The organism is Kitasatospora sp. NPDC054795 (assembly GCF_053611565.1).
Map to the genome: position 1 here is coordinate 43,735 of NZ_JBSHAP010000009.1, position 24,557 is coordinate 68,291.

General features: G+C 70.4%; 23 protein-coding genes and 2 pseudogenes. 11 read left to right on the forward strand and 14 right to left on the reverse strand.

The features are described 5' to 3' along the window. Window positions 1–133 precede the first annotated feature (133 nt). Window positions 134–631, reverse strand: a complete 498-nt coding sequence (locus ACWGJO_RS05250; RefSeq protein WP_452182226.1) for a hypothetical protein — start codon at window positions 629–631, stop codon at window positions 134–136. Between the two features lie 107 nt (window positions 632–738). On the opposite strand from ACWGJO_RS05250, the gene ACWGJO_RS05255 reads away from it, so the two are divergent. Continuing rightward, window positions 739–1,236 carry a winged helix-turn-helix transcriptional regulator gene (locus tag ACWGJO_RS05255; protein WP_452182227.1) on the forward strand — a complete coding sequence of 166 codons (498 nt, stop codon included), beginning with the start codon at window positions 739–741 and terminating at the stop codon, window positions 1,234–1,236. A 344-nt stretch (window positions 1,237–1,580) separates the two neighbouring features. On the opposite strand, the gene ACWGJO_RS05260 is transcribed toward ACWGJO_RS05255, so the two are convergent. After that, window positions 1,581–2,738, reverse strand: coding sequence for a hypothetical protein (locus ACWGJO_RS05260; RefSeq protein WP_452182228.1), 1,158 nt, complete (start codon window positions 2,736–2,738; stop codon window positions 1,581–1,583). A gap of 210 nt (window positions 2,739–2,948) precedes the next feature. Further along, window positions 2,949–4,138 (reverse strand): IS3 family transposase gene (locus ACWGJO_RS05265; protein ID WP_452182229.1). Its coding sequence is split into 2 segments (ribosomal slippage): window positions 2,949–3,874 and window positions 3,874–4,138, totalling 1,191 coding nucleotides; the frame shifts between segments, so codons are not numbered across the junction. A gap of 828 nt (window positions 4,139–4,966) precedes the next feature. Here ACWGJO_RS05265 and ACWGJO_RS05270 point away from each other — a divergent pair. Together ACWGJO_RS05270 and ACWGJO_RS05275 are read left to right on the forward strand one after the other, a co-directional pair. After that, a complete protein-coding gene (locus tag ACWGJO_RS05270; protein WP_452182231.1) occupies window positions 4,967–5,239 on the forward strand; it encodes a hypothetical protein in 273 nt (90 codons plus the stop codon). Continuing rightward, window positions 5,236–5,751, forward strand: a complete 516-nt coding sequence (locus tag ACWGJO_RS05275; protein WP_452182232.1) for a hypothetical protein — start codon at window positions 5,236–5,238, stop codon at window positions 5,749–5,751. The genes ACWGJO_RS05270 and ACWGJO_RS05275 overlap by 4 nt, the downstream gene beginning before the upstream one ends. Window positions 5,752–5,781: 30 nt before the next feature. Here the strand turns inward: ACWGJO_RS05275 and ACWGJO_RS05280 are convergent, their stop codons facing one another. After that, complete coding sequence (locus ACWGJO_RS05280; RefSeq protein WP_452182233.1) at window positions 5,782–5,994, reverse strand: hypothetical protein; 213 nt, start codon at window positions 5,992–5,994, stop codon at window positions 5,782–5,784. A 169-nt stretch (window positions 5,995–6,163) separates the two neighbouring features. Between ACWGJO_RS05280 and ACWGJO_RS05285 the strand changes: the two genes are divergently transcribed. Next, a complete protein-coding gene (locus tag ACWGJO_RS05285) occupies window positions 6,164–7,288 on the forward strand; it encodes a hypothetical protein (RefSeq protein WP_452182234.1) in 1,125 nt (374 codons plus the stop codon). Between the two features lie 17 nt (window positions 7,289–7,305). Here ACWGJO_RS05285 and ACWGJO_RS05290 read toward each other — a convergent pair whose 3' ends face one another. The 5 genes from ACWGJO_RS05290 to ACWGJO_RS05310 form a co-directional block, all read right to left on the reverse strand. Continuing rightward, window positions 7,306–9,003, reverse strand: coding sequence for an ABC transporter family substrate-binding protein (locus ACWGJO_RS05290; RefSeq protein WP_452182235.1), 1,698 nt, complete (start codon window positions 9,001–9,003; stop codon window positions 7,306–7,308). 58 nt (window positions 9,004–9,061) lie between these two features. After that, on the reverse strand, window positions 9,062–11,293 hold the full coding sequence (locus ACWGJO_RS05295; protein ID WP_452182236.1) for a dipeptide ABC transporter ATP-binding protein: 2,232 nt from the start codon (window positions 11,291–11,293) through the stop codon (window positions 9,062–9,064). After that, window positions 11,290–12,330: an ABC transporter permease gene (locus tag ACWGJO_RS05300; protein WP_452182237.1), complete on the reverse strand. Its 1,041-nt coding sequence runs from the start codon at window positions 12,328–12,330 to the stop codon at window positions 11,290–11,292. The genes ACWGJO_RS05295 and ACWGJO_RS05300 overlap by 4 nt, the downstream gene beginning before the upstream one ends. Window positions 12,331–12,343: 13 nt before the next feature. Next, window positions 12,344–13,327 carry an ABC transporter permease gene (locus tag ACWGJO_RS05305; protein ID WP_452182238.1) on the reverse strand — a complete coding sequence of 328 codons (984 nt, stop codon included), beginning with the start codon at window positions 13,325–13,327 and terminating at the stop codon, window positions 12,344–12,346. A 927-nt stretch (window positions 13,328–14,254) separates the two neighbouring features. Further along, the gene (locus tag ACWGJO_RS05310) at window positions 14,255–15,196 is read right to left on the reverse strand and encodes a D-alanyl-D-alanine carboxypeptidase (RefSeq protein WP_452182239.1); all 942 of its coding nucleotides are present in this window, start codon (window positions 15,194–15,196) and stop codon (window positions 14,255–14,257) included. Window positions 15,197–15,405: 209 nt separating this feature from the next. On the opposite strand from ACWGJO_RS05310, the gene ACWGJO_RS05315 reads away from it, so the two are divergent. The 3 genes from ACWGJO_RS05315 to ACWGJO_RS05325 all read left to right on the forward strand — a co-directional run bounded on the left by ACWGJO_RS05315 (window position 15,406) and on the right by ACWGJO_RS05325 (window position 18,782). After that, a complete protein-coding gene (locus ACWGJO_RS05315) occupies window positions 15,406–16,749 on the forward strand; it encodes an FtsX-like permease family protein (protein WP_452182240.1) in 1,344 nt (447 codons plus the stop codon). 168 nt (window positions 16,750–16,917) lie between these two features. After that, on the forward strand, window positions 16,918–17,415 hold the full coding sequence (locus ACWGJO_RS05320) for a phosphoribosyltransferase (RefSeq protein WP_359904705.1): 498 nt from the start codon (window positions 16,918–16,920) through the stop codon (window positions 17,413–17,415). A 524-nt stretch (window positions 17,416–17,939) separates the two neighbouring features. Further along, a complete protein-coding gene (locus ACWGJO_RS05325; protein ID WP_452182241.1) occupies window positions 17,940–18,782 on the forward strand; it encodes a hypothetical protein in 843 nt (280 codons plus the stop codon). 212 nt (window positions 18,783–18,994) lie between these two features. On the opposite strand, the gene ACWGJO_RS05330 is transcribed toward ACWGJO_RS05325, so the two are convergent. After that, entirely contained in the window at window positions 18,995–19,462 is a 468-nt protein-coding gene (locus tag ACWGJO_RS05330; protein ID WP_452182242.1) for a hypothetical protein, read from the reverse strand. Window positions 19,463–19,768: 306 nt separating this feature from the next. On the opposite strand from ACWGJO_RS05330, the pseudogene ACWGJO_RS05335 reads away from it, so the two are divergent. Both ACWGJO_RS05335 and ACWGJO_RS05340 read left to right on the forward strand, forming a co-directional pair. Then, a pseudogene (locus ACWGJO_RS05335) lies at window positions 19,769–19,951 on the forward strand (helix-turn-helix domain-containing protein); the annotation flags it as partial. A gap of 16 nt (window positions 19,952–19,967) precedes the next feature. Further along, a pseudogene (locus tag ACWGJO_RS05340) lies at window positions 19,968–20,087 on the forward strand (NAD(P)-dependent alcohol dehydrogenase); the annotation flags it as partial. A 298-nt stretch (window positions 20,088–20,385) separates the two neighbouring features. On the opposite strand, the gene ACWGJO_RS05345 reads toward ACWGJO_RS05340, so the two are convergent. The 4 genes from ACWGJO_RS05345 to ACWGJO_RS05360 all read right to left on the reverse strand — a co-directional run bounded on the left by ACWGJO_RS05345 (window position 20,386) and on the right by ACWGJO_RS05360 (window position 23,319). Further along, window positions 20,386–21,141, reverse strand: coding sequence for a hypothetical protein (locus ACWGJO_RS05345; protein WP_452182243.1), 756 nt, complete (start codon window positions 21,139–21,141; stop codon window positions 20,386–20,388). A 265-nt stretch (window positions 21,142–21,406) separates the two neighbouring features. Further along, window positions 21,407–21,895 (reverse strand): hypothetical protein, encoded by a 489-nt coding sequence (locus tag ACWGJO_RS05350; RefSeq protein WP_452182244.1) that lies wholly within the window; start codon window positions 21,893–21,895, stop codon window positions 21,407–21,409. A 115-nt stretch (window positions 21,896–22,010) separates the two neighbouring features. Then, window positions 22,011–22,790, reverse strand: coding sequence for a hypothetical protein (locus ACWGJO_RS05355; protein WP_452182245.1), 780 nt, complete (start codon window positions 22,788–22,790; stop codon window positions 22,011–22,013). A 217-nt stretch (window positions 22,791–23,007) separates the two neighbouring features. Then, window positions 23,008–23,319, reverse strand: coding sequence for a transposase (locus ACWGJO_RS05360; RefSeq protein ID WP_452182246.1), 312 nt, complete (start codon window positions 23,317–23,319; stop codon window positions 23,008–23,010). Here ACWGJO_RS05360 and ACWGJO_RS05365 point away from each other — a divergent pair. Both ACWGJO_RS05365 and ACWGJO_RS05370 read left to right on the forward strand, forming a co-directional pair. After that, window positions 23,310–23,834: a tyrosine-type recombinase/integrase gene (locus ACWGJO_RS05365; RefSeq protein ID WP_452182247.1), complete on the forward strand. Its 525-nt coding sequence runs from the start codon at window positions 23,310–23,312 to the stop codon at window positions 23,832–23,834. The two genes, ACWGJO_RS05360 and ACWGJO_RS05365, sit on opposite strands and share 10 nt — an antisense overlap. After that, complete coding sequence (locus ACWGJO_RS05370) at window positions 23,831–24,553, forward strand: hypothetical protein (RefSeq protein ID WP_452182248.1); 723 nt, start codon at window positions 23,831–23,833, stop codon at window positions 24,551–24,553. The genes ACWGJO_RS05365 and ACWGJO_RS05370 overlap by 4 nt, the downstream gene beginning before the upstream one ends. Window positions 24,554–24,557 lie beyond the last annotated feature (4 nt).

Genomic DNA, 24,557 nt, shown 5'->3' on the forward strand with positions numbered 1-24,557 from the left:
AGTGATCACACGAACCATGCCGGGCGCATCACGCGCGAGACCGGTGAACCCGGCGGGAGCGACGTTCCGGAGCCCGGGGGCAACGGTGCGCCGCCGACGGCCCGGGGGCTCGCGGTCGGCTGCGGCCGGTCTCCTACGGCAGCCGGGCGTGCTCGGCGCGGCTCTCGGTGATGCGCTGCGCGGCGAGGCCGCGGGCCCGGTCGCGGTCGTGGCCGGTGAGCCGGGCGAGGATCGTCGCGAGTGGCCTGATCCTGCCGAAGCCGCCCCAGTGGCCCTCGGGGATCTCGGTGGGGAAGACCCAGATCCGGCCGGGGTCGCGCGGCCAGGCGCCGTCCTCGGCGTCCAGGATCGCCTCGGTGACGTCGGCGATGACGCCGGCGCGCTTCCGGGCGTCGAGCTGGCCCTCGGGTACGGACGGGACGACCTTGTAGCGCGGCGCGTCCGCGATCTCGCCGCCGACGTAGACGGCGGCCGGCCGGTGCAGGAAGAGCCAGGAGACCGAGCGGGCGGCCGGGTCGGCGGGGTCGAAGCCCTCGTGGCGGATCAGGATCTCGGTGATGCGGTTGAGCAGGGCCGCTTCCGCCTCCGGCCGCAGTGCGCCGTCGGGGATGTGGACGTCGAGCATCGGCATGGCCGTCGCCTCCTGGATTTAATTTCTCAACTCAGGTGGCCCGGAGCCTAGTCGGGGCTGAGTAGAGATTGTCAACCCAGGTGCTCCGGGCGGTCTAGGATCGAGCCATGACGGAGCAGTGGAACCAGCGACGGATCGACCCGGCGAACTGTTCGGTCGGACGCGCCCTCGCGGTGGTCGGCGAGCGCTGGTCGCTGCTGATCGTGCGGGAGGCCCTGGACGGCGTCAGCCGCTTCGGGGAGTTCCGGGCCCGGCTCGGCATCGCCGGCAACCTGCTCTCCACCCGACTCGACGGCCTCGTCGCCGCGGGCGTGCTGCACCGCGTGGCGTACCGGGAACCCGGCGACCGGCAGCGCTTCGAGTACCGCCTCACCGAGAAGGGCGCCGACCTGCGGCCCACCGTGATCGCCCTGCTGGAGTGGGGCGACAAGTACCTCGCCGACGAGGAGGGCCCGTCGGTCGTCGTCCGCCACGGCACCGCCGACGGCCACGCCTGCGACGAACCGGTCACCCTCGTCCTGGCGTGCGCCGCCGGCCACACCGGTCTGACCCCGGACTCCGTCCACCGCAGCCCGGGCCCGGGCGCCCGCTTCCTGCCGTCCTGACCGGCCGCGCCGCCGGTGCCGCCGGGCGCACCCGGGGCCGTACTCGTTCACAATAACCACTAATACTCCAGTGTGACTTCGTGATCTCGCGCCGGGGCCGGGTGGGAACGGGAACGGCCACCGCGTGATCATCAAGGGTTGTGTGGACTCATGACGATCATGCGGTGGCCGCGGGTCACAGCATAGACGTAGCCCGTTGGCGGGCGATGTTCGACCAGGCGATGGCCCGGATCGCAGGCCGGTTCCGCCGAGTGGAGCCGCGGGCGACCGCCCGCGCCTTCGTGCTCGCCCTGCTGTCCGGCGTCGAGCGGAAGAACTGCTGGCGCCTGGCCGAGCAGGATCGCCTACCGGACCTGATCCGTGTCCGCGTCCTCGGGCGCCTTCCGCCGCGCCGGGGGCGGCTTGAATAGCCAGCCCGGGTCCCAGCGGTCGAGGACGGGCAGGAAGCTCGCGTCCGGTTCGTCGTGCTTTCGCGAGGACGCCCACGCGGCGTGCTCGCGGCCTGCGAGGCGGGCGAGTTGGGCTTCGGCGACGTCCCACACCTCGTAGGGGGAGCGGTCGCGGGGGCGCCGCCGGTGCGCCTCCTTAGCGGAGGCCTGGCGGGCGCGCTTCACGCACGAGCGCAGCCGCCCACGGGCCTTGCTGAGCGCGCCCGTGCGCAGGTGGTGCTGGGCCAACCAGAGGTCGCGCAGGTCCCTCCGGTCGACGTGCAGCCCGGCCAGTTCGCCGAGATCCGTCTCGACGCCTGCGAAGACGGCCCGGCAGCCCAGGTAGAGCCGCCGTTCGGGGTCGGGTGAGGAGTACAACTCGCGGGCCGTGATAAGGGCCGAGCGCACCGACTCCCGGTCGGCGGTGCCGTGGGTGCGCAGGAGCGCGAGGTAGGCGACGCGCTCTCGCACGTGCGGGCTGCCGAGTTCGTTGGCCCGGGCGAAGTGCCGCTCGGCGAGGTCCAGATCCTTCCTGCCCAGGGCCTGGTACCCCGCGTCGCACCACCAGTCCGCCTCGCTGCGCAGCGGTCCCACGGTCAGCAGCAGGTCCATCGGCGGGTGCACGGGGTGGTAGTCCAGCAGCATCCCAATCACGGGTTCGACGTTCAGCTCGTCGAACGGGCCTGGTGGTTTGGTGCGGTAAACCGAGGTCATCCGTTCGACCAGTGGCCGGCCGGTCGTGGCCAGGGTCTCCTGGAGCCGTTCGTAGGTCTCCTTCGGCAGGCGAGGCCAGTACGTGTCGATCCAGCGGGCCAGCGCCTGGTCCACGAACTCGTCGGTGGCGAGGTCCAGGCCGTCCGTCACCGCGTCGGCGAGCGCGGCGAGCGCGATGTCCGGATCGTCCTCGACCGCGAGCAGCCACTGCTTCCGGGCGAGCGGGAGCAACCGGGCCCGCTTGCGCTCCGGTTGGGCCAGCAGCCCCCGGATGCCCTCCAGGCGGAGGTCCGCCCGCTTGAAGCAGTGGTTCGCTTCCCGGAACAGTGCCTTGCTCCGGCCGACCCTCATGCGTTTCACGCCCCGCCCTTCCCGTCCGACCTCGTCCCGAAGCTCAGTTCCCCGTCGGCGCCGGGGTCCATGCCCTGGCCGGAACTGATAGCCGATCTGGCAGGTCGCGCCGGGCCGGAGAAGGCCCGGGAGCAGGAGCGGAGCCAACCTTGCCCTGACGCCCGCACAGTCATTTGACTTTGAGCTGCCCCGGCTTTCGTGGAGTCCGCGTTCGTGTGATCAAGCGACTTGCGGGTGTTGCTCCGGGCTCGTCCAGTACGCCTGCTCGTACTCGTCGGGCGGCATACAGTCGAGGGCCGAGTGGAGGCGCTCGCTGTTGTACCACGCGATCCACTGGAAGACGGCCCGCTCGACCTCGTCGAAGTCCCGCCACGGCCCCTGATGCTCGATCAGTTCGGCCTTGAACGTGCCGTTCAGGGCCTCGGCCATCGCGTTGTCGTACGAGTCCGCGACCGAGCCGACGGATGACGAGGCGCCGACCTCGACCAATCGCTCCGTGTAGCGAATGGATACGTATTGCGACCCGCGGTCGCTGTGGTGAATGAGGCCGGCATCCTTCTTGATCTTCTGTCGCCACAGTGCCGTCTCCAGCGCGTCCGGCGGCAGGTCGGTGCGCATGTGGGTGGCGGCCTGCCAGCCCACGATCCGGTGGGAGTACGCGTCCAGGACGAACGCCACGTAGACCCGGCCCGACCAGGTGCGGATGCAGGTCAGGTCGGCCAGCCACAGCTGGTTGGGCCGCTCGGCGGTGAACCGGCGGTTGACCAGGTCCGGCGGACGTGGCGCTGCGGGCTCCGGCGCGGTGGTGCGGCGCCGCTGTCCGCGGATGACGCCTTCGATGCCGCGCTCGCGCATCAGGCGCTCGACGGTGCACCGCGCGACCTGGTGGCCGGCGCGGGCGAGTGCGCGGGTGACGCGGCGGGCCCCGTAGGTGCGGCCGGAGTCCTCCCACACGGCTGTGACCAGCGGAATCAGTTCCTCGTCGCGGAGCCGGCGGGCCGACTTCGGCCGCTGCTTGCGCGCGAAGTACGTCGAGGGCGACAGCTCCAGTACCCGGCATACGGGATCGACCCCGAAGCCGTCGCGCAGGTGGTCGATCACCTGCTCGGCCTCGTCCGGGGACGGTCGATCTCCTGGGCAAAAAACACGCTGGCGGCCTTGAGGATCTCGTTGGCCCGCCTCAACTCGGCATTCTCCTTGCGGAGTTCTTTCAGCTCTTCCTGCTCTGCGGTCGTGAGCCGATCGTCGCGTTCTCCGGCGTCGGCCTCGGCCTGACGCACCCAGGACCGCAGGGCTTCCTTGTGGATGCCCAGGTCACGGGCCACGTGGGCGACGGGCCGGCCCGTCGAGCGGACCTCGCGCACGGCGCGCTCACGAAGTTCATCGGGGTACTTGCGGGGTGCTGGCACTCTCGTGGTTCTCCTTACGCCTGGATCGTAACAAACCCAGACATCAGGGACTCCATGAAAGCCAGAGCAGCTCAATGCACATGCGCGGGGTCGCGGTCCTGTATCCACCGTCGCACGACAAACGGGCCCTGTCAGGGCCGGACGGCGCAACACCGCGCTCAACCACCTCCGCGCCGACGGCGCCACCAACATCGCCGCAGCAGTCCGCGACCTGTCCTACGAGCCCTTCACCAAGCCTCTCGACCTCCTCGGCATCCCCAGCTGACCAGCGCGAACGCCGCAGAAATCAGACCTTGCAAGAGCCCTGATGTGCTACACCGGGGACACGCGCGCCGCGAGAGGGGTGGTGCTCCTCCAGTGGGCTCCACTCCTCGCCAGTGCAGAGAGACATAAAGCGGACTGTCGTGTGGGAGATGGCGGATGCGATCACTGCGGCCAGTGGAACAGGAGGATCTCATTCTTGGGGTTCCTTCAGCGAATGATCGGAGAATCTGGGATCGGCTGGCCGAGGAGAACGCAGTTTCGGCCGGACTTTTGGGGGATCGGACGGCGGCTGCGGGAACGGGTGGCGTGTCAGTGCGTATGCGATCGAAATCCGCGGTGCACGAGACCCCGGCAGTGGACGTTCGACCGGCGGCACAGCAGGACGAACTGCCCTTGTGGGTCGAACAGGCAACCGCTGAGCCGGTGGACGTCCCGGCGGCAGCGTCCGCCCGGGGCCTCGCGGCCGGTGGCGCCAGGTGCCCGCCGAGCCGCCAGGACGGAGCGTGACCGTTGGCCGGACGGTCCGGGGCGACGGTGGGAGGAGATGTGCTTCAGGGCCGTGCGATGGACAGCGTGATTCCGCACGGGGTTCTGCCGCCCGGGGCATGCGGCGGCCACCATGGCGAGAACGGTGTCGAGAGTGTGGCGTACGGTGTCGGCGTGCTGGTCGCCGGGCACCTGGATGCGGGCGATGCGTCGGTGGGCGAGGAACCAGTGGAACTCTTGACGGTGCCGAAGCCCGAGGACAACCCCTCAACGTCGGAGCCGACCCGCATCTCGGATCGGCCGGAAATTCTGGCCAAGGCAGCGCGGCCTGCGATTACTGTGCCGCTGTGACTCTGACTGATGCCGAAATAGGCAACCTACTCGCGCCCGCCGGTTTCCGTTTCATCGAACGGATCCAGGGGGAAGTCCGGTTGCCATCGCTGCCGCCGTACTACTCGCCCGCGAGTGCCGGGCCCGAGCACGGGCGTTTCGGCTCCCACCAGGACGAGATCGCCGATGTGGGAGCCTCGGACATGGCCGACAAGGTCAACGCGAGCTGGTACCGGATGGCGACGGAGTTCGGGCTCTTCGACGCGAACCGCGAGTATCTGCTCGCCGTCGATCGCGAGAGGCTGGGAGAGGATCCGGATGACGAGCCCTGCACAGTGTGGCTTCGGGTCCGGTTGCTCGATGGCTGGGATCTGGTGGGGAGTGAGGTGGACCTGCTGAGGAGCGGGTTCGCGACGCTCTTCACCGCGCGCTTCGTGCCGGAGTTCACGGTGGCGTCCCTCGACGGCCGGATGATGATGAACACCACCGTCTGGGGCAATGGCACCGTCAGCACTATCGTCATCCGCCCGTAGCTCTCACCGGGCGAAAGGTCCGCTACAAGATCAACTGTCAGGGGCAGTCTCGACATGGTCGGACGCCGGATTCGTGATGAACACGCTCAGCCGGTAGGTGGTCGGCTGCATCAGTCGTCCGCAGAAGGTGTCCAGGCGGGCCGACGTCCAGTCGATGCACTTGTCCGTCGCCCGGAGGTGGTGGATGTGAGCGCGCCATTCCGACTCGTCCTGAGTCTCGTAGACCGTCTCCCAGCGGCCCATGTCAGGAGCGAGGCGAGCAGCATCCCGCCGGCTCTCGTCCTCTTGCCGGTGCCTTCTCTTCCGTTGTCCTGGCACTGGCTCAGCATCGCTGGGCCTGGCCCGCCGTAGCACCTTCCCGGTCACAGCACTGACAGGCCAGGCCAGGGGCCGGGTCGGTTAGGCTGAGTCGGTGACTCTTCAGCCGCCCCGTCCTCTCTCGGCCGCAGCCGCGCAGACCCTCCACCGCCTGCACGGTGCCGACATCTCCGCAGGCATGAGCGAGCGGGAGCTGGACGCCGTGGAGGCACGGTTCGGCTTTCGGTTCGCTGCCGACCACCGGGTCTTCCTGGGGGCGGGGCTTCCGCTGGGGACTGGTTGGCCCGACTGGCGCGACGGCGATCCGGCCGTGCTGCGGGAGCGCCTCGACCGGCCGGTCGAGGGCACGCTCTTCGACGTCCGTCACAACGGCTTCTGGCACCCGGCGTGGGGCGAGCGGCCGCAGGAGGCCGAGGCCGCCGTGAGGACCGCGCGGTCCTTCCTGGCCGATGTCCCCCAGCTCGTCCCGGTCTTCGGCCACCGCTACCTGCCGGGGATTCCCGGACAGGTCGGACACCCGGTCCTGTCGGTCCACCAGACCGACATCATCCTCTACGGGGCCGACCTCACCGACTACCTCCGCCACGAGTTCGCCGGCCTGCCCGGGCAGTTGGACTCCGCCCGAGCCACTGTCCCTTTCTGGTCCCACGTCCTCGCGGAGAACAACGGCACCCCGCGTCCGGCCCTCGGCACGACGCCGTACGACCCCTGTGCCCGCACCTCGCGGGAGGCGCTCACCGACCTGCGGATGCTTGCTCTCGAACGCGTCCTGGGACGCCGCGTCGGCGCGGATCAGCTGATCCGGGCCGGCCTGGTGGCGCTCGTTCTGGATATCGACACACCCTCGCTGCGGTTGCTCGCCGGGCTCGGGCGTTCCGAGGAGCCGGAGGCGGCCCAGCTCTTCGACCAGGTGATGGACGAGCTCGATCTGCTGGCGGACGCCCCCACGGAGGAACGCGAGATCCGCTGGGAGCTCGCCCGCTGGTGGCTCACCCTGATCGTGAAGGGCGGCATGCACCCGGCCATCGGCGCCGACCTCCTGGGCCACGAGGTGTGGTCACCGCTCGGCCACCCCGACACGCTGTGGCCGATCGTCAGCGAGGGCGTCCAGTACGAGGACTGGAGCCCCGCCGTCGCCGAGTCGAAGGAGGCCATCGCCGCGAGGATCGTCGCCGAGGCCGCACGACTGATCGCCGGCCCCTGGCCACCAGCCCTCTGACGTCTGTTCCGGCGGTGCTACTTCTGCCAGCCGATGGTCTCGGGCAGCGGGCTGTGGAAGATGGTGGCACCGACGTTGGCGAGGCCCTTGCGGATGCCGTAGGTGGAGGGGCCGCTGTAGAGCGGCAGGAGGGCGTACTGCTGGAGGGCCTTCTGCTCGACCTTGTTGACGGCGGCGATCTGCTGGCCGAGGTCGGCGATCTCTCCGGTGGCGCGGATCTCCTTGTCCAGCTCGGGGGTGCCGGAGCCGGTGATGTTGGAGTCACGGTCCGAGCAGTAGAAGTCGCACAGGTACCGCGCGCCGAAGGGGTCCGTCGAGCGGTTGCCGGAGATGAACAGGTCGAAGCGGCGGTCGCTGAGCACCTTGGAGAAGTCGTTCTCGGAGACCTTGTTGACGTCCACCTTCACGCCGACGGCCTTGAGCATCGCGGTGAACGCTCCGGCGGTGGCCTTCTCGATGGGGCCGTCGCCGAGCAGGGTGTAGCCGAGTTCGAGCTGCTTGCCGTCCTTGGCGCGGATGCCGTCGGCCCCGGGCTGCCAGCCGGCCGCGTCCAGGGTCTTCCGCGCCTCCTCCGGGTCGTACTTCAGCACGGCGGTGACGTTGTCCTGGTAGCCCTGCTGGAAGCTGTAGAGCACCGCCGAGCCGGGCAGCGGCTCGGTGTAGTCGAGGCCCTGGAACCGGATCTTCGCTATCTGCGTGCGGTCGATGCTCTCCTGCACCGCCTTGCGGACCTGGACGTCGCCGAGGAGCGGGGACTTGGTGTTGAGGTACAGCGCGTACTCGAAGGGACTGCCGCCGCTGCGGATCCCGGCGTCCTTGACCGTCTTCACCTGCTTGAGGTTCTCGGCGGTCCCGACGGGGGCGTAGTCGATCTCGCCGTTCTTGAAGGCGTTGATCGAGGCGGCGCTCTCCAGGTTGACGTAGACGCGCTTGTCGAGCTTGCCCGTCCGGCCCCACCAGGTGGGGTTGCGCACGAAGGTGATGTTGCCGGAGTGGTCGTCCCAGGTGCCCACGGTGTACGGTCCGGTGCCCCATTCGGGGTGGGCCGTCTTGACGTACGCCTTGTTGAAGTTGTCGACGGTGGCGGCCTGGGGGTGCAGGAAGGTGGTGAACAGCGCGGACCAGGAGGCGTTGACGCCCTTGAAGGCGATGACCGCCTGCTTGTCGTCCGCGCCCCGGGTGACGGAGGTGATGCGGTCGTAGCCGTCGGTGGAGGAGGCCGCGTAGTCCTTGTCCGAGCCGTTGTTGGCCTTCCAGGTGGCCTCGATGGCCCGCCAGTCGATCGGGGTGCCGTCGTTGAACACGGCCTTGGGGTTGAGGGTGATGACGACCTTCTGGTCGCCGCCCTCGACGGTGACCTTCACGTCGCTGTAGTAGTCCGGGTTGTACTGGACCTCGCCGGTGGGCGAGTAGGTGATGGCGTCGGCGTTGTACCAGGACCAGATCCGCAGCGCGTTCAGGGTGCCGTTGACGTTGAAGGGGTTGCCCTGTTCGTCGAAGGTCCCCGCGGTGGTGTAGGTGCCGCCGTCCTTGATGTTCTCGTACGGCTGGGGGTTGTAGTCGGTGACCGAGGACGCGACCTGGGCGGTGTTCTTGGCGCCCTGCCCGGGGGAACTGCCGGGGGAGCCGCCGGAGGAGGACGAGGAGGAGCACGCGGTGGCGGCGACCGAGACGGCCGCGGCGAGCGCGAGGGGCAGGGCGAGCTTGCGACGCATGGGATGTCCTTGTGGGAATCGGTGAGAAGGGAATCGGCGAAAAGGGAAGGCGCGGGTGTCAGACCGCGTGGCAGGCGTACTGGTGGTCGGAGCAGTCCGGGGTGCCGACGGTCGCCGGCCGCTCGGTGCGGCAGCGCGTCCGTACGCTCTCGTCGGCCTCCCGGTGGAGCGGGCAGCGGTCGACGAACACGCAGCCCTGCGGCAGCCGGGCGGCGCTGGGCTGCTCGCCCGCGAGGACGATGCGCTCGCGGTGGCGCTCGCGTTCCGGGTCGGGGACCGGGATCGCCGACAGCAGGGCCTTCGTGTACGGGTGCCGGGGCCGGGCGAAGATCTCCTCGGTGGCGCCGGATTCGACGATGTGTCCGAGGTACATCACCGCGATGCGGTCGGAGAAGTAGCGCACCACGGCCAGGTCGTGCGCCACCACCAGGTAGGCCAGGCCCAGTTCGCGCTTCAGCCGGGCGAGCAGGTTGATGATCTCGGCCTGCACGGAGACGTCCAGGGCGGACAGCGGCTCGTCCAGGACCAGCAGTCTCGGCTCGCGGGCCAGGGCGCGGGCGATGCCGACGCGCTGGCGCTGGCCGCCGGACAGGGCGGCGGGGAAGCGGTCGCCCATGGCGCGGTCCAGGCCCACCAGGTCGAGGAGCCGGGGGACCCGGGAGCGGATGGCCGTCCGGTCGGCGCCGGCGGCCTGGAGCGGTTCGGCCAGCAGGTCGAAGACGGTCAGCCGGGGGTCCAGGGCGTCCGTCGGGTCCTGGAGGACGATCTGGACCTCGCGCCGCAGCTCGCGCACCTGGGCGGCCGACCGCAGCGTGGCGACGTCGGTGCCGGCCACCTCGATGCGCCCGCTCTCGGGGGCGCGCAGCCGCAGCACCTCGCGCAGCGTGGTGGTCTTGCCGCTGCCGGACTCCCCGACCAGGCCCAGGGTTTCGCCCGCGCGCAGTTCGAAGCTGACGTGGTTGACCGCGTGCAGGGTCCCCACCCGGCGCTTGAGCAGGGCTCCCTTGGTGACGGGGAAGGTTTTGACCAGGTCCTCGACGCGCAGGACCACGTCGCCGGCGGTCCGCTCCGCGGACGCGGCCGGTGGCACGGGGGCGGCCTCCCCGACCGGGTCGAGGCTTCCGTCGGCGATCTCCTGCGCGCGGTGGCAGGCGGCGCGCCCGGGCTGCCCGGCCGGCGTGGTCGAGCGCGGTGCGGTCGAGCCCGGTGCGGTCGAGCCCGGTGCGGTCGAGCCCGGCGTGGTCAGGTCCGGCGTGGCCAGGGCCGTGGCGGTCAGGACCGTTGCGGTCAGGTCCGGTTCGGTGGTCCGGCACACGTCCAGGGCCACCGCGCAGCGCGGCGCGAAGGGGCAGCCGCCGGGCAGGCCGACCAGGGACGGCGGCTCTCCGCCGACCGGGACCAGGGGCCGTTGGACACCGTCGTCCACGGTCGGGACGCTGGCCAGCAGTCGGGCGGTGTAGGGCATCGTCGGACGGCGGAAGAGCTCGTCGACGCTCGCGTGCTCGACGATCCGTCCGGCGTACATGACGGCGACGTCGTCGGCGTGGCCGGCCACCACGCCCAGGTCGTGGGTGATCAGGACGAGACCGGCCCCGGTCTCGCGCTGGGCCAGGCGCAGCACGTCGAGGATCTGGGCCTGGACGGTGACGTCGAGCGCCGTGGTGGGCTCGTCGGCGACGAGCACCGAGGGCTTGTTGGCGATGGCCAGGGCGATGACGACGCGTTGGCGCATGCCGCCGGAGAACTCGTGCGGGAACGCCTTGGCGCGTTCGCGCGGGTCGGGGATGCCGACCAGGTCGAGCAGTTCCACCGCCTGCTCCCAGGCGTCCTTCCTGGACAGCTCCCGGTGCACGCGCAAGGCCTCGGAGAGCAGCCGGCCGACGCTGAAGATGGGCGTGAGCGCGGACATCGGGTCCTGGAAGACCATGCCGATGTCCTTGCCGCGTACCCGGGAGAGCTCCTTGTCGTCCATGGCCGCCAGGTCGCGGCCGCCCAGCAGGATCCGGCCGCCGAGCCGCGCGGTGGGTGGCAGCAGGCCCATGACGGCGAGGGCGGTGGCGGACTTGCCGGAGCCGGATTCGCCGACGATGCCCAGGGTGCGCCCGGGCAGGAGGTCGAAGTCGACGCCGCGCACGGCCTCCACCGGTCCGGCCTCGGAGGGGAAGGAGACGCGCAGGTCGCGGACGGACAGGACGGGTGCGGGCCCGGCGGGGCCGGTGAGGCCAATGGGGTTGGTGAGGCCGGTGGGCCCGGCCGTGGGCCCGGTGCGGTGGGTGGGTGCGAGGGTCATCGTCGGCCTCCGGCCGCGCCGGTGGTGGACGTGGGGTCGAGGGCGTCGCGCAGACCGTCGCCGACGAAGGTCATCGAGACGGTGAGCAGTACGGTCAGCCCGGCGGGGAAGGCGAAGAGCCAGGGGGCGCTGGTGATGGTGCCCGCGCCGTCGGCGAGCATCGTGCCCAGCGACACGTCGGGGGTCTGGACGCCGAAGCCGAGGAAGGACAGGGCGGTCTCGCTGAGCACGGTGGAGACCACGCCCAGGGTGAGGTTGACGATGAGCAGGGAGCCCAGATTGGGGATGATGTGGCGCACCACGATGCGCAGGGGGCGTACGCCCATGTACTCCGCGGCGCGCACGTAGTCGCGTTCGCGCAGGGACGTCGACACCGACCAGACCACCCGGGCGGTGGACATCCAGCCGAACACCGTCAGGACGAGGACGAGGACCCGCCAGTCGCCGGCGAGCCGGTGCGAGACCAGGGCGAGGATCAGGAAGGAGGGCACGATCAGCAGGAAGTGGATGAGGGCGAGGGTGGCCTTCTCCACCCGGCCCCCGAAGTAGGCGGCGCCCGCGCCCACGACCGCGGCGATGGCGACGGTCAGCAGGGAGACGGTCACCGCGATCACCAGCGAGCGCTGGAGGCCGTGCACGGCGGCGGCGTAGACGTCGTTGCCGCCCTGGTTGGTGCCGAACCAGTGCTCGGCGCCGGGGGACTGGGTCAGGGCCGAGAAGTCGGTGTCCGCGTAGCCGTACGGGGTGAACAGGTCGCCGAGCGCGCTGAACAGCACGAGCAGCAGGAAGATCACCACGCCGGCGACGGCGGTCCGGTTGCGCAGGAAGCGCCGCAGGTAGAGGCGGCGCCGGCCCAGGTAGCGACCGTCGTGCCGGTCGTGCCGGTCGTGCCGGTCGTGCACGCCTCGCCCGTCGTGTCCGTCCCGGCGGTCGTGCACGTCCCGCTCGTCGTGCTCGGTGAGCAGCGGACCGGCGGCCGGCCCGGGTGCGGTGGCCGGGACGCCTTCGGCGGTCGCGTCGGGACCCACAGGGGTCACAGGGGTACTCATCTCAGCTCACCCGCACTCTCGGGTCGAGAAGAACGGTGGCGATGTCCGCGAGGATCGCGCCGACCGCGGTCAGGGCGGCGGCGAAGGCGGCGGTCGCTTCGGTGCCGTGCACGTCGTTCTTGCTGATGGTCTGGATGAAGTACTGGCCCATGCCGTTCCAGCCGAAGATCGTCTCCGTGAGGACCGCGCCGGTGAAGACGGCCGGGATGCCGAAGGCCACGGACTGGGCGGTGGGGATCAGAGCGGTGCGCAGGGCGTGCCGGCGTATCGCCTGGGCGCGGGTGAGCCCGGTGGCCCGGGCGGTGCGCACGAAGTCGGAGCCGATGACGTCCAGCAGCAGGGAGCGCTGGGTGAGGTGGTAGCCCACGTACCCCGTCAGGGTGAGGGTCAGCGTCGGCAGGATCAGGTGCAGCAGCCGGTCGCCGATCGTCGCCCAGAACCCTTCCACGTCGGGCGAGTTCTCCCCCGCGACGTACAGGAAGTGCCAACCCGCCTGCTCGTTCAGCCGGATGGCCAGCAGCACCAGGGCGAGGGCGGCGATGGACACCGGGACGTTGAAGAGCGCCATGGACAGGGCCTGGGCGGCCCGGTCCCGCCAGCCGTACTGGCGCGAGGCGGTGTGGACCGCGAGCGCGACACCGACGACGACGGACAGGACCGTCGCACCGGTCACCAGTTCGGCGCTGACCAGGGAGCGGTAGCCGATCTCCCCGTTCACCCGGACCCCGACGGGGGAGCGGCCCCAGTCGAAGCGCAGGACCACCCCGGTCAGCCAGTCCCACCAGCGGTGCAGCAGCGGCTCGTGCGGGTCGAGGTTGTAGGGGGCCAGGGCCCGGGAGATCTGCTCCTCGGTGCGGACCGGGCGCAGCTCCTTGAAGTTCGAGCGCGGGTCGAGGAACCAACTGGCCAGGAAATACGTGGCGTTGGTGGCCACGGCGATCACCAGGAACCAGCCCGCCGCCCTGCGTGTCACGTAGCGGAGCACGGACGGCACCTCCCGACCGGATGCGGCGGGTGCGGCTGGGGAGCGCCGGGTCTGGGGGAACTGGGCATGCGGATGGAACTTCCTCGATCCAAGGGGTGGCTGCACGACCGTGCAGAAGCCAGTCTGTGTGCGAGCGACAGGTGGCACCAGGGATCAGGGCATGTGGACACGAAGACGAAACGCCCCCGCAGCACACGGAGGTGTTCGCGTCACAATTCGTTGAATTCGCAGGTGGGAGAGGCCGCAGCGGCTGCCGGGGTGCTGAACGGGTTCTGAGCGAGGACGGGACGCCGTGGCCGGGCCCCGAGGCCAACGGCCGCACCACGGCCGTTGCCTGGGCCGGCCGCCTCACCCGACGCACCGCGACGAGGACCGACCCATGCCCAGCAGCACCAGGATCCGCCTGATCGAGCCCAGCGACGCCGCCCCGATCGCCGCGCACCGGACGCGGGACGCCGAGGCCTTCCGGCGATGGGAGCCGGCCCGGCCGGCCGAGTCCCTCACCCCGCGAGGTCAGGCGGAGCGGATCGAGAAGCTGCTGGCCGGCCACCGGGCCGGCACACTCTGGCCGGGCGTGGTGCTCGCCGACGGCCAGGTGGTCGGGCAGGTCACCGTCGGAGGCATCCTGCCGCAGGCCCACCTGCGCCGCGCGTCCGTCGGGAGCTGGACGAGGTCGCCGCCGAGCTCAACAGCCGCCCACGCCAGGCGCTCGGCCGGGAGACCCCAGCCGAGCGCCCGGCCGCACTGCTCGCGGCCTGACCAACTGACCACGTGTCGCGGCGATCCCTCGGATTCGCCTGCGACAGCGGACCGTCATGCGCGGTCGAGGCCCACATCCGATCCTGATTCGAGTCGCGTGGCAGGGAAGCGGCCGGCCTTCAGCGTCCGTCTCCGGCTGCTGAGGCGATCACCTGCTCGGGCTGCCCGTCACGCCTTGGGCGACTCGTAGATGGTGGCGGCCGTCGCTCCCAGTTGCTTGTTGGCCTTGAGCGCGAGGTCGATGGCATCGCTCACGGAGTCACTGGGCACCGGAATGTTGTTCACGTAGATCGCGAAGGCGTAGCGGTGGCCGTCCTTCGCATCGATGTAGCCCGCGAGTGCCTTGGTGCCGAGAGCCAGCTTGCCCTGGTAGGAGCTGACCAGGGTGCCGGTCTTCGCACGGATGTGTCCTGCGGCGGGATCGGTGCGGTCGATGACGTCGGCAAGCGAACCGTCGACGCCCATGCTCGGCATGGAGTCGTAGAAGACGTCGAAGTCGTCCTGTCGTGCCAGGTGCCGCAGCAGCGCCACCTGGGCAGTCGGCGTCGCCTTGTCGCCGGGGAGGCCCTGGGCGTCGACGAGGCTCACCGACTGCGGGTCCACACCCGAGCGAGCGAGGAACTCCTTCTCGATCTTCATGCCGTCCGCATAGCTTCGCTGCCCGTTGAGTGCTGCCATCAGCGGCGGCAGAAGGTTCGCCCCGAGATTGTGGCTGACCTTGTTGATCAGCTTGGCGTACTCCTTGAAGGGCGGCGAGGTGTAGCTCGCCGAGACGGGCATCGAGTTCACCTCTGCCGACGGAGGGAGCTTGCTGTCCGGGTTCGCTCCCAGCGAGGGGGCGGATACGCTCACGCCGTTCCTGGCGAGTGCCTCGATGAGGACGGTGCGGGCGAACGCCGCCGGGTCGGGAACCTGGTAGGTCGTCACGAAGGGAGCCTTCGCGTCCGCGGGCACGGAACCTCGCACCCGAATGTGACCAGGGCTCACGCTTTCGGTCGTCACCGTCGGCTTGCTTCCGGCGGGTGTGGTCGTCACCTGCGCGTCGACGCCGAAGGCGGCCGTCTTCGGGCGCCAGTCGACCACCTTCGTGCCGCTGACCCGTCGTTCCACCTGAACGTCCTCTCGCGCCGCTGGGTCGTCAGCGTCAGACCGACCGCGGAGGCGACAGCCACCGCGCTCTCGCGCAGCACCTCGATCGGCCGGATCAGCGAGACCCGGACCAGGGTGGCGGCCGAGCCGGCCAGCGCCGCGGCCACGCCGATGACGAAGGAGACCAGCAGCGGCAGGGGGTTGAAGGGGATGGTGAACCACGCCGCGGGATGACGCCGATCCGCTGGCTGCTCGGGACCGGGATGCTGATCGGCGCGGTCGCCCTCGGGATCGTCATCGCCCGGACCGAACCGTACCTGGCGGCCGGCGCCCGCAAGTACGAGGCGGTTCCGGTCCTGTACGTCGGCGCGGTCGCCCTGCTGGCTCCGATCCTGCTGCGGCCGGTCACCCGGCTGCTGATCGGCCCGCTGCGCGGCTCGGCCAAGGCCGGCCCGCTGCTGGTGCGCGAGAACATCCTCACCTCCCGGCGGCGCACGGCCGCCACGGTGGCGCCGGTCGTGGTGGCCGTCGGACTGGTCGCCACCCTGCTGACGGTCCAGAAGTCCGGTGACGCGGTGGTGCTCGCCCGCCAGCAGCGGGAGATCCACGCGGCCGGCGTGGTGGTGCCCGGCGGCGCGGGGATCGACACGCGGACGCTGGAGAAGCTGGCGGCCGTGCCCGGGGTTCGGGTCACCCCGGTCACCTCGATGAACATCCGGATCGGCACCGCGAAGGGCGACCAGATCGACTCGCTGAGCACGAACGCCGTGCCCGCGTCCGCGCTGGGCACGACCGTCACGCCGCCCGTGCTCTCCGGCTCCCTCGCCTCGCTGCCCGAGAACTTCCTGGTCATCGACGAGCACGCGGCCCGCTCCGACGGTCTGTCGGTGGGGGACCAGGTGGTCACGCTGCTGCCGACCGGAGCGCGGGTGACGACCGTCGTCGCGGCGGTCGTCGCACGCGGCCTGAACGGCGACGACACCTACCTGTCCGCGTCGCTGACCGGCGCGGTGACGCCGAACCGGGCCTACCTCGACTCCCGGACGGGCCCGGGCCGGCCGCTCGACGAACAGCAGACGGCGGCGGTGAACCAGGCGCTGGCCGGCTCCGGCGCGCACGTCATGACCCATGACGCCTACCTGGAGGCCCAGCGCGCACGCGCCGCCGAGCAGACGGACAACGCCGCGGTGATCATCCTGGGGATCGCGCTGGCCTACGCGCTGATCGCCGTTGCCAACACCCTGATCATGGCGATGGCCGGGCGGCGGCGGGAGTTCGCCCTGCTCGGGCTGGCCGGCGCGGTGCGCGGCCAGATCGCGAAGGTGGCCGTGGCCGAGTCGGCCGTGGCGGTGGTCGTCGGCACGCTGCTCGCGGCCGCGGCGACCGGGCTCGCCGCGGTGACCCAGCACGTTTCGCTGAGCGAACTCGTCGCCTCGGCACCGACGGTGATCCCGTGGACGCAGGTCCTGGGGACCGTCGCGCTCTGCGCCCTCGTCACCGTGATCACCGCGTGGGGAGCGGCCTTGCGTGCGACCCGTTTTCGGGCGATCGAGGCCGCAGGCATCCGGGAGTAGGGGATCCGGGAGTGGGGGATCCGGGAGTGGGGCCCCCGGGGAGTGGGGCACGGCCCTTCCGGCCCGGTCCCGGCCCGGAGTGTGCGACCGAGGTGTGAAACACCACACTTCCGCTCCTGAGCGTGCCGGTACTCGCCGCCCGGCCGACGGCCGAGGACACTGGTCGCCGTGACTGATGTGCGTGAGACCTTGGATTACCAGACCTTCGGGCAGGCGGTGCGCGAACTCGCGCAGACGATCGCCGACGACGGATACGAACCCGACCTCGTCCTGAGCATCGCCCGCGGCGGGGTGTTCGTAGCGGGTGGTCTGGCGTACGCGCTGGACTGCAAGAACATCCACCTGGTCAACGTCGAGTTCTACACGGGCGTGGGCACCACTCTCGAGATGCCCGTCATGTTGGCGCCCGTTCCCGCCGCGATCGACTTCACCGACAAGAAGGTCCTGATCACCGACGATGTCGCCGACACCGGCAAGACACTGCGGCTCGTGCACGACTTCTGCCTCGACCATGTCGCCGAGGTCCGGTCCGCCGTCATCTACGAGAAGTCGCACTCCCTGGTGAAGTGCGAGTACGTGTGGAAGAGGACCGACGACTGGATCGAGTTCCCGTGGTCGACGGAAGGACCGGTGGTCAGGCGCGACGGCCAGGTGCTCGACGCCTGACAGGAGGTGGTACGCGGCGCGGGCCGGGACGCCGGCGAGGATCGGGCGGGAGCAACAGCGGATCCCGGGCGGTGGCGGTCGGGGGCAGGGCTCCCGGCCGCCGCCGCGTCCCGGTTCGTGGGGTAGGAATGGGGGCTGCACGAACCGGGAGAGGGGCGCGGATGAGGGCGGTGCGGATCGCCGGGGTGGTGGCGGGCGCGTTGGCGCTGGTCGCGGGGTGCGCTTCAGGAGGTTCGGGGGGTTCCGGGGGATCCGGAGGCAATGTCGGCGCAGGCGCACGGCTACCTGTCGGAGGCGCTGGCCGATCGAGCCGGACGAGGCCGTGGACACCCGTAAGGAGGGGGATCCGTCACTCACCGCCGCGACCGGCTGGCTCGGGCGCCAGGAGTCCTGCCGTCGCACCTGGAACGACCGCCCCACGGGGGTACGGGCAGTCGGCGGAGGCGGCCGGCAAAGAAGTGGTCGCCCGAGGTGCGCAGGAAGTAGTTTGTCCCCGCCCCGCACGCCGCCCACAAGGAGTTCTCATGCTCGCAAACATCCAGGGCCTTTCTCCAGAGCGTGCCGCACGACTTGCCTACCTGGTCGAGCAATGCGAGCCGTTGCTGGAGCAGGAGGAGGGCATGGAACCTGTCCAGCGGCTGCTGCGGGACCTCGGGGCCGGGGTCATGGACTCGATCGCCGTCACCCGGGAACTGCTGGGAGTCGGCCTCGGGGAAGCACAGGAGATCGTGCTGTCGAGTGCCGCGCGGACCACCGAGTTGCGGACGCATCAGCTACTCGTGGACGTGGCGGAGCGAGCGAAGGACGTTGCCGACGGCCTCCTGCGGCTGTCCCGGAGCCAAGGGACCACCAGGATCGTCGCCATCGACGGCACCGGAGGATCAGGCAAGACGACGTTGGCTGCCGCGGTGGCCGGACACCTCGACGGCGCCGTCATCGTCCACGTCGACGACTTCTACCGTCCGATGCCCGACCGCGAGCGGGAACTCCTCGACGCGGAGCAGAGCTACCACCGCTACTTCGACTGGGAACGCCTCCGGGACCAGGTCCTGATCCCGCTGCGGGACGACCGGGCCGCCCGCTACCAGATCTACGACTGGACCACCGGACAACTCGGGGCCTGGCGCGAGATCGCTTCTGGAACCGTGGTGATCGTCGAAGGGGTCTACTCCACCCGCCCGGAGCTGGCCCCCTACTACCACTTCACCGCCTACGTCGACACCCCGCGAGGTGTCTGCCTGCAGCGGGTGCGAGCACGCGGCGAGAACCCTGAGGCGTGGATCAGGCGTTGGCGCGCCGCCGAGGAGCATTACGTGCACACCACATGGCCCCAGACCAGAGCCAAGCTTCTCGTCAGGGGCTACTGAGGCAGGGGGCGCGCATGATCACCGACGCGACAGGAACACCATCAAGGTCTTCTACCTACAAGCCCGAGCGGGGGCCGTACCGGCAAAAAATCTTGAGAATCTCGATGTGATGTGCGACATGGAGCTTGGGCGCGCCGCAGGCCGACCACACCGGCGGCGACCGGTGGCCGACCAGCCGAGCATCCGGTGACGCCGTACGTCTTCCTTGCCCTTCATCCCGCCGCCGGCTCGAACGCGAAACGGAACCGTTCCACCCCGCTGGGCAGGTCCGCGCTCATCCGATCGTCCGAATCATCTGCACGTGCCCAGAACACGCTGAGCATGAAATCGCGCGGCTTTCCTTCGAGTTCGAACTCCAACGCCACATCGGCAGGACCCGAGAAGAGGGTCCACACGTCGATGCGGCCCGTCCGCGACCTGTACGGAGCCCTGGTGAGGAGGCTGAACCCCTCCGGACGCACGGGATGGTCGGTCAACTCAATGGTCACCTCCGCATAGTGCTCCCGGATCGAACTGCGGACCTTGACCGCCCCGTCGGTCAGCGTGACTCCCGGGGCCTCGGCAGGCAGCGGCAGTTCCAGCCAGTTGCCGTCCTCGGCGAACTCGTCCTCCTCCCACAACCCGAACTGCGAACGTTCGACTGAGACAAGGCCTGCGGCCTCGGTCCGGAAGCTCCGCATGTCGACGATCCTTGCACGACGGCAGCTTCCGGCTGTCGGGTTCGGAAGAACCTCCGGGCACGAGCACGGCGGCGTGCACGGCGCCACGGACGGCACCGTACAGCACGGCCGACGGACGTGCCCTACCGCTTCGCGTCAGATTCTGGAGGGCCGCTGCCCCTGGGAAGTGTCCGTTGCGATCGGGAGGCTGCGCAGTGTCAGCGTGTCAGCGACGGGTGAAAACTGACCGCTGAACAGCGGATCAGCGGTGACCCACGTCGCGATCGTCTGATCATCCTGATCTTCATTGAGGGTCAGGAGGAAAGGGTGATTTCCGTGGAGGACTGGGCTGGGATCCGTCGGCTGCATCGGGCCGAGCACATGCCGATCCGGGGGATCGCCCGGCACCTGGGTATCTCGAAGAACACGGTGAAACGGGCCCTGGCCACCGACCGGCGGCCGGTCTACCAGCGGCCGCTGAAGGGTTCGGCGGTGGACGCCGTGGAACCGCTACGGCGGCCCCGATGTGCTCTACGCGGGCCGCGTGCCACGCCCCGAGCCGGCCCACGGCGAGGTCCTCGTGAAGGTGCGCGCGTTCAGCGTCAACGGCGGCGAACCGGCGGTCCGTTCCGGCCGGCTCCGCCTCCGCGTTGCTCTAAGGTCATTCCAGATCATCAGCACGTTGTCGCGCCAGGAGGTCGGCCTGGACACGGTCCGCCTCCTCCCGCGGCGCGTCCACACGACGGCGAGCGGTCGGCTCACGCGCTTCCAGCAGCCCCGCAACCGACGGTGTCCCCGACCTCCACCAGAGCGACGACTCAACACGTCGCCACTCCCCGAAACCGCCGACCTCTGCCTGAACAGCGGAAACGCAACCCTCAAGCCCGGAAGGACAACAGCCACTCAGCCTTGAACCAGGACCCGATGTTGTTCCGATGGCTGCGTCACCGTCGGCGCCGCTGCCACCAGCGCCGAGGCGCAGCCGGGGCGAGGCCGCCGACTGCGGTCCGGATCCGGTCAAAGGTGGCGATCTCGTTCGCGCCCTCGCCGGGCAGGGCAAGGCCGACGCACACCAGCTGAAACCGGTCGTCACCGAGCGAGCGGCCGATGAACACCGGCCCCCCGGCGCATCCCTCCGGCAGCGGAGCGCCCCAGCGGATGATTCCGTCCGCGTCCCGCGCAATCGCGCCGACGATGACGGCCTGCAGCCGCTCGCCCCGTTCCGCACCGACGTCATGGCCCAGGAGGTAGGCCGGTATCGGACTGTCCCCGATCGCTGCGATGTCCTGCGCGAAGGCTGCCAGACCCTCGGTGATCTCGTCGGTGGTCCACCGCCAGCCCTTGCGCTCGGCGTGGGCGTCAAGCCCGCCTGTCGGCATCACCGCCACTGCGAGACCATCGAGGCGGGTCCAGCCGGCGGCGAAGTCGGTCATGACAAGCTGCTCTGCGCTCATCGCCGGCTCGCAGAGTTCGGCGCGCAGCGTCCACTGCGCGAGGTCGTACCGCGTGAGTGCTTCGGCGGTCACCAGGTACTGCCTGACGGTGTCCCCTTCGGGTGTGCTCTCGATCAGGTGGTTGTACCAGAACGCCGTCCCGCGGTTCCGGTCGACGTTCGCCTCCTGGAAGGGCAGAGTGGCGCGGCCAGCACTCTCCACGATGGCGTTCACGATGTCGTTCTGGGGGGCGAAGGTCTCGGACACGTGGCCAGACACTACCGCCGATCATGTGGCCGGCGTGATCTTTTCGGCGGCGGGATCGGCCTGCGGGTGAGCCTGGGGCCGTTTGCTATGACCAGTTGCTGCGCGACGGCCCCGAAGCCCGCTGTGGCGATGGCTTTCTGCGGGTCAGACACCGAGGCCAACCGGTGTCGGCCGTCGTCCCGGACGACCTGGACGGACTTGCAGTGATGCGAGTCCGTAGTCCGGAGAAGCCCTGCGGTGGCGGCCCGGCGTGGTGCGGAGGTCCTCACTCGTCCGCCCGGTCCGTCTTCGGTGGGTCGAGCAGCCAGGTCACCGGGCGGGCGGGGTCCGGGTCGTAGCGGCAGGAGGTGCCGGTGCGGACCTCGTCCAGCAGCGCCTCGCGTTCGAGCCGGAGCCGGTCGAGCCGGCCCTGGTCGGCCCGGTCGGCGGCCTCGTCCAGTTCGGTGTCGATGTCGCGCAGCCGGTGGTGGTAGGCGGCCAGGGCCTGCCGGTCGGCGATCTCGGCGGTGTCGGATTCGGTGACGGCGATCCCGGCGTGGCCGCTCGCCACGGCGGCGGGTTCGCCCGCGCTCACATCGGTCCCGGGGCGGCCGAGCGGCGTCCGCAGGTGGTGCAGGCCCTTGACGCCCTCGGCGGCGCCGAACTCCCCGAAGGCGGCGGCCTCGCGTGCGGGGACTGCCGGCCGAGTTCGGTCATGCCGGCGTTGCTGGGCGGCGCCGGTGCGGCACATGGTGGTGCCGGGCGACCGCGACAACGGACGCCACCGTGCCAACGGCCAGCAGGGCCACGGCCGTCAGGGTCGCACCGTCGGGGTGGACGAGCGACTGGCCGCGCAGCGCTTGCCAGGTCAGGATCGCCAGCACGCCCGCTTAGGTCCCGGCTGCCACCAGGACCAGGCGCAGGCGCGTCCGCTCGTCGGCCAACCGCGGGAGCCGGCGGGACAGTGCGATCAGCAGCCAGGCGACGAGCGGGATGGCCTGCAGCGCGTGCATGCCGACGAAGTGGGGTATGCGCAGGTCGCCGCCGGTGCTGCTCCAGCCGGTGATGGCGATGCCGGGCGAGTCGTCGGTGACGCCGACGCTGTGTGCCCCCACGATGCCCACGGCGGCGCCGCTGCGTACGGCACCGAGTTGGGCAGGGGTCGGGCTGGTCATGAGGAAGCCGAGTGCCATGCCCACCAGTGCGAGGAGCAGGCCGAGCCGGACGGACCAAGTGGCCGCGCGGTCCCCGGTCCGCTCGCGGAACAACCTGGCCGCGATGCCGAGGTTGGCCAGCCACAACGTGACGATCGAGGCGGCCATCGCGAACCAGAGGCCGGCGTCCAGCGGTGTGGCGACGTTGAAGTGGCTCTGCCTGCCGCGGAGCACCTGGCCGACCACGACGACCATCTCGATCACGTTGGCGGCGGCAATCGTCGTTCCGAGCCACCAGCCCCAGCGGGGGGCCGTGCGGCCCAGGGACAGCATCCACGCGAGGGTCACCGAATGGATCGCGATGGAGAGGGAGAACTTGAAGGGCTTCAGCCAGATCGGCTCCCCGACCAGGATCCGGTCGTCGACCGCGAGGCCGACGGCGGATGCCAGGGCGAGGGTCGCCATGGCAGCGGCGAGCAGTACCAGCGGGCGGTGCCAGAGGCGGATCGTCATCATGTCCTCGAAGAGTGGACTGCGCCGCGTCGCTCTACGCCACGCTGCGCTCGGAGTCGGCCGGAGTCCTCCCACACGGCTGTGACCAGCGGAATCAGTTCCTCGTCGCGGAGCCGGCGGGCCGACTTCGGCCGCTGCTTGCGCGCGAAGTACGTCGAGGGCGACAGCTCCAGTACCCGGCATACGGGATCGACCCCGAAGCCGTCGCGCAGGTGGTCGATCACCTGCTCGGCCTCGTCCGGGGACGGTCGATCTCCTGGGCAAAAAACACGCTGGCGGCCTTGAGGATCTCGTTGGCCCGCCTCAACTCGGCATTCTCCTTGCGGAGTTCTTTCAGCTCTTCCTGCTCTGCGGTCGTGAGCCGATCGTCGCGTTCTCCGGCGTCGGCCTCGGCCTGACGCACCCAGGACCGCAGGGCTTCCTTGTGGATGCCCAGGTCACGGGCCACGTGGGCGACGGGCCGGCCCGTCGAGCGGACCTCGCGCACGGCGCGCTCACGAAGTTCATCGGGGTACTTGCGGGGTGCTGGCACTCTCGTGGTTCTCCTTACGCCTGGATCGTAACAAACCCAGACATCAGGGACTCCATGAAAGCCAGAGCAGCTCAAAGAACCGGCTGGAGCGGCTGGTGCCGTACTCGGCGTCGACCGGCGTGCTGATGTCGGCCTACCTCGCCCACCAGGCCACGATCAGCCGGGCCAGGGGGCCGCTGTTCCTGTCGGAGTCCCGGCGCAACCACGGGCAGCCGCTGACCCTGTGGACCTGGTCGAAGGTGGTCCGCCGGATCGCCCTGGCGGCCGGTGTCCCACGGTTCTCGACCCACACCACCCGGCACCTGTGTCTGACCGATCTGGCCCGGATGGGCTGGGAGTTGCACGCCATCGCCACCTTCGCCGGCCACCGCAACACCGATTCCACGCTCCAGTACATCCACCTGTCCGGCCGGGACCTGGCCGACAAGCTGGCCCGCGGCATGGAGCACATCCATGCCTGGCGAATACAGATGCTCACGTCCGCGGACGGTACGACGGCGGAGGTGTCGTGGTGACCGCACCACTGCCGGCCATCGCCGCCGAGGACGGGGCCGGTCGCTGGTCCTGGCCGATCTCCCGGCCCCGCGACAACGCCTCGGTGGCAGTGCGACCCGCCGAGGCCAGGGCCGTGGCCGACCTGGGCCTGCGCAACCTGCGGCGATTGCAGTACCACGACCCGTCCGCGCCCGGCTGGCGCGTGATCGCGCGGCTGCTGGTTCCGCTGGAGGCGGTCAACGCCGCACTGGACTCCCCGCCCACCCCGCATCGCCGACGGGCCATGCTGGATGTGGTCGCGGTGTTGCTGACGCGGTGCGCGGAGACCGGCAGGACCTTCTGGGGCTGGACCGAGGAGGAATGGTTCCACCTGCTCGGCCGCACTCAGGCCGAGTTCCGCCAACACGCGCCCGCCTGGGCAGGTGACGAGGTCCGCCCCTATCTCGCGGCGCACGCCTACCTGCTCGGTGGCTTCAACGAGTTCCACCGACTCGGCAGCTTCCAGCGCCTCACTCTGGCCTGGCGGATCTTCGGACGCGACCGCGTCGACGGCGAGGTCACGCGACTTCGTACGGTCCTGGGCGCCTGGGCTACCGGCTCGGCCGGGGCGAGGACATCCTGCTGCCGATGGTGGCCTGCCAGCTGTTCCTGCTCAACCGCAGCCCACACCTCGAAGACCTGGACACCGCACTGTTCGACCGGGTCCGCCACGACGGGCTGCTGGAGGGCAGTCGGCTGAACAC

Excerpts from the sequence above, each read along its gene's own strand:
- ACWGJO_RS05270 (WP_452182231.1), top strand. The coding sequence starts at position 4,967 with ATGGACAGCGTGATTCCGCACGGGGTTCTGCCGCCCGGGGCATGCGGC.
- ACWGJO_RS05330 (WP_452182242.1), bottom strand. The coding sequence starts at position 19,462 with ATGCGGAGCTTCCGGACCGAGGCCGCAGGCCTTGTCTCAGTCGAACGT.
- ACWGJO_RS05250 (WP_452182226.1), bottom strand. The coding sequence starts at position 631 with ATGCCGATGCTCGACGTCCACATCCCCGACGGCGCACTGCGGCCGGAG.
- ACWGJO_RS05290 (WP_452182235.1), bottom strand. The coding sequence starts at position 9,003 with ATGCGTCGCAAGCTCGCCCTGCCCCTCGCGCTCGCCGCGGCCGTCTCG.
- ACWGJO_RS05295 (WP_452182236.1), bottom strand. The coding sequence starts at position 11,293 with ATGACCCTCGCACCCACCCACCGCACCGGGCCCACGGCCGGGCCCACC.
- ACWGJO_RS05355 (WP_452182245.1), bottom strand. The coding sequence starts at position 22,790 with ATGATGACGATCCGCCTCTGGCACCGCCCGCTGGTACTGCTCGCCGCT.
- ACWGJO_RS05325 (WP_452182241.1), top strand. The coding sequence starts at position 17,940 with ATGCTCGCAAACATCCAGGGCCTTTCTCCAGAGCGTGCCGCACGACTT.
- ACWGJO_RS05280 (WP_452182233.1), bottom strand. The coding sequence starts at position 5,994 with ATGGGCCGCTGGGAGACGGTCTACGAGACTCAGGACGAGTCGGAATGG.
- ACWGJO_RS05315 (WP_452182240.1), top strand. The coding sequence starts at position 15,406 with ATGACGCCGATCCGCTGGCTGCTCGGGACCGGGATGCTGATCGGCGCG.
- ACWGJO_RS05255 (WP_452182227.1), top strand. The coding sequence starts at position 739 with ATGACGGAGCAGTGGAACCAGCGACGGATCGACCCGGCGAACTGTTCG.